Source organism: Azospirillum sp. B506 (assembly GCF_000333595.1).
Classification (GTDB): Bacteria; Pseudomonadota; Alphaproteobacteria; order Azospirillales; family Azospirillaceae; genus Azospirillum.
In genome coordinates, this window is record NZ_BADK01000014.1 from 1 (window position 1) to 6,644 (window position 6,644).

At 67.1% G+C, this 6,644-nt stretch carries 6 protein-coding genes; 5 read left to right on the plus strand and 1 reads right to left on the minus strand.

Translation table 11 applies throughout. The features are described 5' to 3' along the window. The 3 genes from I71_RS00480 to I71_RS00490 form a co-directional block, all read left to right on the plus strand. The coding region (locus I71_RS00480) for an FAD-binding oxidoreductase (RefSeq protein WP_042688631.1) at nt 1-773 on the plus strand (773 nt) is incomplete at its 5' end. Between the two features lie 63 nt (nt 774-836). Beyond that, a complete protein-coding gene (locus I71_RS00485; protein ID WP_042688632.1) occupies nt 837-1,565 on the plus strand; it encodes an amino acid ABC transporter ATP-binding protein in 729 nt (242 codons plus the stop codon). A gap of 119 nt (nt 1,566-1,684) precedes the next feature. Then, entirely contained in the window at nt 1,685-2,377 is a 693-nt protein-coding gene (locus I71_RS00490; protein ID WP_083896874.1) for a GntR family transcriptional regulator, read from the plus strand. Between the two features lie 16 nt (nt 2,378-2,393). On the opposite strand, the gene I71_RS34690 is transcribed toward I71_RS00490, so the two are convergent. Continuing rightward, the gene (locus tag I71_RS34690) at nt 2,394-4,226 is read right to left on the minus strand and encodes a tetratricopeptide repeat protein (RefSeq protein WP_049975831.1); all 1,833 of its coding nucleotides are present in this window, start codon (nt 4,224-4,226) and stop codon (nt 2,394-2,396) included. 371 nt (nt 4,227-4,597) lie between these two features. On the opposite strand from I71_RS34690, the gene I71_RS00500 reads away from it, so the two are divergent. After that, a complete protein-coding gene (locus I71_RS00500) occupies nt 4,598-5,635 on the plus strand; it encodes a TIGR03032 family protein (protein WP_042688633.1) in 1,038 nt (345 codons plus the stop codon). A 67-nt stretch (nt 5,636-5,702) separates the two neighbouring features. Beyond that, a partial coding sequence (locus I71_RS00505; RefSeq protein ID WP_199902072.1) for an FG-GAP-like repeat-containing protein occupies nt 5,703-6,644 on the plus strand: 942 nt, incomplete at its 3' end.

Below are 6,644 nucleotides of genomic sequence, written 5' to 3' on the forward strand. Positions count from 1 at the left end.
TCGAGAACGCCATCATCGATGCCGCCGAGCTGCGCCGATTGGCTCCCGCCCTGTCGGACGGGCTGGTCGGCGCCGAATACGCGCCGCAGGAGGGCAAGATCAACCCGCTGCGCGCGACCTACGCCGTGCTGGAGCAGGCGCGGCGCCAGGGCGCCCGCTTCCTGCGCGGGGTGAATGTCACGGGCATCGCCGCCGTCCCCGCCGTCGAGGGCGGCGGCTGGCGGGTCGAGACCTCGCGCTGCCGCATCCGCGCCAGGCAGATCGTCAACGCCAGCGGCCCGTGGGCGCGCGAGACCGGGCGGCTGGTCGGCATCGACGTGCCGGTCCACAGCGCGCCCCTGCAGATGATCGTCACCGAGCCGGCGCCCAAGCTGGTCAGCCAGCTGGTCGCCCATGCCGACCGCCATCTCAGCCTGAAGCAGGCGGTCACCGGGGGCTTGATCATCGGCGGCGCCTGGACCGCGGTCTTCGACCCGGCGCGGCGCTTCAACACGGTGTCGCGCTCCAGCATCGAGGGCAATCTGTGGGTCGCCCGCCATGTGCTGCCGCAGATGGCCGGGCTGCATGTGGTGCGCGCCTGGGCGGCGATGAACATCAACATCGACGGCGCGCCGATCCTCGGGCCGGTGCCGGGATTGCCGGGCTTCTTCAACACGGTGACGTCCAACGGCTTCACCCTGGCGCCGGTCGTCGCCCGCATGACCGCCGACCTGCTGCTCGACGGCCGCACCGACATCGACCCGACGCCCTTCCTGATCGACCGGTTCGGCTGAACCGCCCCCCTCATCCGTCCCCCCTCATCTGCCCAACGTCCCCATCGCCAAGAGAAGCCTCCCATGATCGCCATCGAGAATGTCAGCAAGAACTACGGCACCTTCCAGGTCCTGAAGGACTGCACGACCACCGTGCAGAAGGGCGAGGTGGTGGTGGTCTGCGGCCCCTCCGGCTCGGGCAAGTCGACGCTGATCAAGTGCGTCAACGGGCTGGAGCCGTTCCAGTCGGGCCGCATCCGGGTGGACGGCATGGACGTCGGCGCGCCGGGCACCAAGATGTCGGCGCTGCGCGCCCGCGTCGGCATGGTGTTCCAGAATTTCGAGCTGTTTCCCCATCTGACCATCATGCAGAACCTGACCCTGTCGCAGCGCAAGGTGCTGGGCCGCCGGACGGACGAGGCCGAGGCGAAGGGCGAGGCGCTGCTGGCGCGGGTCGGGCTTGCCGCCCAGGCGCACAAGTTCCCCGGCCAGCTGTCCGGCGGCCAGCAGCAGCGCGTCGCCATCGCCCGCGCCCTGGCGATGGACCCCATCGCCATCCTGTTCGACGAGCCGACCTCGGCGCTCGACCCCGAGATGATCAACGAGGTGCTCGACGTGATGGTCGAGCTGGCGAACGAGGGCATGACGATGATCTGCGTCACCCACGAGATGGGCTTCGCCCGCAAGGTCGCCCACCGGGTGATCTTCATGGACCATGGCAGCATCATCGAGGACTGCACCAAGACCGAGTTCTTCGAGACCCAGCGGTCGGAGCGCGCCGCCCAGTTCCTCGCCAAGATCCTGCAGCACTGAAACCCGCCCAGGAGGGGCATCGGACCCTATCCCGGCGGACAGGCCGATCAGAACCTTTGCAGGACAACGGTTCGTCTGCTTTGTTAGGGAAAGATCAGCGTCAGGTGGCAGGACTTGGTATGAGCATGGACATGGAAGACTCCAAAGCCGCGACGCCGGCCGCAGCAGGTGCAAATCTGGCCGGCGTGAATCTGGCGAGCATGGCCTACCGCACCATCCTGGAGATGATCCTCGACCGCCGCATCCCCAGCGGCGAGGTGATCGTCGAGGACCGGCTGGCCACGGCGCTCAGCATCTCGCGCACGCCGATCCGCGAGGCGCTGGTGCGGCTGGCGAGCGAGGGGCTGATCCGCAAGGAGTTCAACCGTCCCTACCGGGTGCGCGAGGTCTCCAACCGCGAATATTTCCAGAGCATGCGCCTGCGCGAGATCCTGGAGGGGGAGGCCATCGCGGCGGCGGCCTCGCGGATCGATCCGGCCCGGCTGCAGGCGATGAAGGCCGAGATGCTGCGGCTGCGCGACGAGCCGAAGATCCGCTTCGAGGACCATTGGGCGGCCGATGAGGAGCTGCACACCCTGATCGCCGAGGCGTCCGGCAACGCGGTGCTGGCGCAGATCATCCGCGACCTGCGGGTGACGACGCGCCTGTTCGAGCTGTCCGGCCTGCCGTCGCGCATCCGTCCCGACTGCGACGAGCATCTCGACGTCATCGCCGCGCTGGAAACCGGCGACCCGGCGGAGGCGCGGGCCGCCATGGAGCGGCACATCCGCAGCCTCGCCAAGGATGTGCTGGGCGAGATCGCCAAGAGCTGAGCGGTCTCCGCGCCGGTCATCGCTGAATCGCCCGACGCTCCAGGGCAGCTTGTTCCAGGGCGGTGCGGACGCAGAGGATGACCGGGTCCCAGTCGCCCGGCCGGTCCTGGCGGAACAGGCGCATGGTCGGATACCAGGGGCTGTCCGAGCGGCCGCGCAGCCAGCGCCAGCAGGAATCGGAGCGCGACAGCATCCAGACCGGCCGGCCCAGCGCGCCGGCGAGATGGCACACCGAGGTGTCGACGCTGATGACGAGGTCGAGTTCCATGACGAGAGCGGCCGTGTCGGCGAAATCGCCGACCTCGTCCATCCAGTCGACGAGGTCCAGGCCGGCCGGCCGGGTCTCGGCCGCCGGAGGGCCTTTCTGCAGGCTGTAGAATTGTACGCCCGGAACGCCGGCCAGCGGGGCCAGCGCTGCCAGCGGCAGGCTCCGACGCCGGTCGATCATATGGGCCAGAAACTGGTCGTCGTGCGCCGACCCGGCCCAGACCAGCCCGACCTTCAGACGGCGCTCGCCGTCCAATTGCCCATCTGGCCGTTCGGCCAGCCGCCGCTTCCAGATGCCGCGATCCCGGTCGGACGCCTGCAGATAGGGGACCGATGCCGGGATGGTCGCCAGCGTGGTGCCGAACGCCAATGGCAGGCTGAGCAGCGGAACGCAGGCATCGCATGCCGGCGGCGGCTCCGTCAGCGAGCGGACGGAAGCGATGCCGGGAAGACCGGCCAGCAGCCGGACCAGCGATGGCTGCACCATCAGATGGACCTGGGCGCCGAGCGCGGCCAGCATCGGGGCATAGCGGACGAAATGCAGCGTATCCCCCTGCCCCTGTTCGGCCACCAGAAGGAACGAGCGTCCCGCCGGGTCGCCACCCTGCCAGCGGGGGGCATGGGTCGGATAGGCCACACGCTCCATCCGCCAGCGGGATTCGTAGAGACGCCAGCCATTGGCGAAATCCCCTTCTGTCAGCAGCACCATGGACAGGTTGAAGCGCGCGGCGTCGCTTTCGGGATTGAGCGTCATGGCGCGCTGGTTGCCACGGCGTGCCCGCTCCGTCTGTCCCAGGGCATGGTCGGCCAGGGACAGGTTGATGAGGGCCGTCGGGGAGGCCGGTTGCAGGGCGAGGGACCGGCGGGCCAGCGACACCGCCGTCGTGAAGTCGCCCCGTACGGTCGCCACCAGACTGTCACCGGCTTCGGCATGCCCCTCCAGAGGAGTCAGCCGGCGCAGCCGGTCATGCATCGCCTGCGCAGCGTCGAGCCTGCCCTGCCGGATCAGGAGGCCGGCACGGGTCACATAGCCGGCCGATCGGTCGGGCGACAGGGCGACCGCGCGCTGCACGCAGTTGAGCGGATGAGCCGGATCCGCCGTTTCGGCGACCGCGCCGGCGAGGGCAAGCCACGCCGCCGGGTTGTCCGGCGTGAGCCGCACCGCCCGATGCAGGATGATTTGCAAATGCTCCATCGCCCGCCGTTCCTGCAGGATCGAGCCGGCGACCGACCAGCCCTCGGCGAAGCCCGGATCGAGAGCCAGCGCCCGCATCGACGCCCGTGCCGCCGCCTTGATGCGCCGGGAATTCTGCAGCAGCGCCGCCAATCCCCCCCACGCCTTGGGATAGGCGGGCCGCAGGCGTAGGGCATGATGGTAGGCCCGTGCCGCACCGGCCGTCCGGCCCAGGGCCCGTCGCGCTTCGCCGAGATTGTGCCAGATGCTTGCCCGATGCGGCGCCAGGACGGCTGCCCTGGTGAAACAGGAGACGGCGAGCGCGTGCTGTCCGTCGACCAGAGCGGCGGCGCCCAGATGGGTGAGTGCGACGGCTTGATCGGTGAAACCGGTGGTCGGGAGGGACATCGAAGAGCTTCCTTCGGACGGCAACGAACCGGTTCAACGGGGCTGTGGATAGGATTGGCGGGGTGAAAGTTGGTATCCATCTACCCGAGCCGGACGGGCGAAATATGGGGTGCCCTTGAAATTTTCTACCAGAAACTGTTAAAGCGCGGTCAATCCTCCAAGTCTTTGCCATCTCTGGATGTGTCGAAATTCGAGTCTTGAGGGAAATGCCGCACTCCTTTAACAATTTGACGTTATTTTGCGCCGTATGCCAAAGATTCTTTCGGGATGATGGATTCAGAATGACGGGAAGCGGTTGGATGACAGGCGAGGATGCATCCCTTCCGGCAGCTGCTCACCCCATTTCGACCGTGCCCGTTTCGGGCCGGCCAATGCTGGAAGGGACGCCGAACCTGCCGGGCTGGCTGGAGTCGGTCGGCTGCGCCATCGCCTTTTCGACCTACGAGACGCATCGGCTGTTCTTCCTAGGGCTGGGGGAGGACGGGCGTCTGAAGGCGCATGAGCGGATGATCCAGCGCTGCCAGGGGCTGTGCGCCGATGGGGCCGCGCTGTGGGTCGGCGGGCAATCCCATCTGTGGCGCTTCGCCGACACGCTGCAACCGTCCGGCCGCACGCCGTCGGGCGCCGACCGACTCTATGTGCCGCGGCTGGGCTACATGACCGGCGACATCGATATCCACGACATCGCGGTCGGGCGGGACGGCGTTCCGATCTTCGTCAACACCCGCTTCAGCTGTCTGGCCGTTCCCGACGCCGACCGGGGATTCCAGCCGATCTGGAAGCCGGCCTTCATTTCCGCCCTGCGCAACGAGGACCGCTGCCATCTGAACGGCGTGGCGCTTGGCGAGGACGGCCGGCCGATGTTCGCGACGGCCTTGGGGCGTTGCGATGTCACCGAAGGCTGGCGCGAGCGCCGGATCGACGGCGGGGTGCTGATCGACGTCCCATCGGGCGAGGTCGCCTGTGCCGGGCTGTCGATGCCCCATTCTCCCCGCTGGCACCGCGGCCGGCTGTGGCTGCTCCACTCCGGCACCGGCGAGCTTGGAACGGTGGACCGGACCGGCCGCTTCGAGCCGGTCTGCTTTTGCCCCGGCTTCCTGCGCGGATTGGCTTTTCATGGGAAATGGGCGGTCCTCGGGCTGTCGCGGCCACGGGGCGATCACGGAACGCTGAGCGGGCTGCCGCTTGGGCCGGCGTTGGAACGGGCGGGGATTTCCGCGCAATGCGGCCTGGCCGTGGTCGACACCGACAGCGGAACCGTGGCGCACATGCTGTGGCTCCATCACACCGTGAACGAGCTGTATGACGTCGCCATTCTTCCCGGCGTGCGGCGGGCGGAGGCGGTGGGGCTGCTCGATGCGCGGGCGCTGGCCGAAGCGGTGGCCATTCCGACGGAAATCGCGAATTGACCGGACGCCTGCGGGCGGGCGGTGAGCGGGTGCGGTGCAGACATTTTTATTTTGGGGCTGAAAGATCGTGACCACTCCTACTTTTACCCTCGTCGGCACCAATTCTCTCGGTCTCAGCGGCGTCTACCAGAACGCCAGCCCCACATTCGTGGATCTCGACGGCGACGGCGATCTGGACCTTTTGGTCGGCACCAAGTACGGCGATGCGGTGTATTTCGCCAACGTCGGCACGAGGCTGGCGCCGACCTATTCTCTGCAAGGCACAAATCTCTTCGGCATTTCCGGTGACAGCAACTATGCAAAGCCGAGCTTCGTCGACATCGATGGTGACGGCGATCTCGATCTGTTCATCGGCGGCACCTACGGGACGATACGGTTCTTCCGCAACAACGGAACATCGTCCTCTCCATCCTTCTCGCTGGAGGGGGCCAACCTCTTCGACATCATTGCCAACGGCACTGTCGCTCCGACCTTCGCCGATCTGGACGGCGACGGCGATGCCGATCTGCTGATAGGGGACGACAGAAACGGGATCCTTTTTTACCGGAACAATGGGACCTCGTCGTCGCCGACCTTTTCGCTGGAGGGAACGAACCTCTTCGACATGACGGCAAGTGACGGTCGCAATGTTCCGGTCCTCGTCGATCTCGACGGCGACGACGATCTCGACCTGGTGAACAAGGAAATCGTTTCGATCAACATCGGGACGACATCGTCTCCCACATTCTCGCTTGTCGGGACGGCGGTCTATGGGCTCGTCACCGGAGCCAGTCCAGTACCGGCCCTGGCCGACCTCGACGGCGACGGCGACCTTGACGCGATCTATGGTGTCGCCGATGGCGACCTGATTTATCTCAGGAATGCCGCGCCGATCGTCAGGACGCTGGCCGATTCCGGCAACACGCTGACACTGTCGCAGATCGATACTCTGATCGGCGGCGCGGGGACCGATGTGGTGACGCTCGACAGCACGGGCAGCACCCTGCTGATGTCCCTGATCGAGACGCTG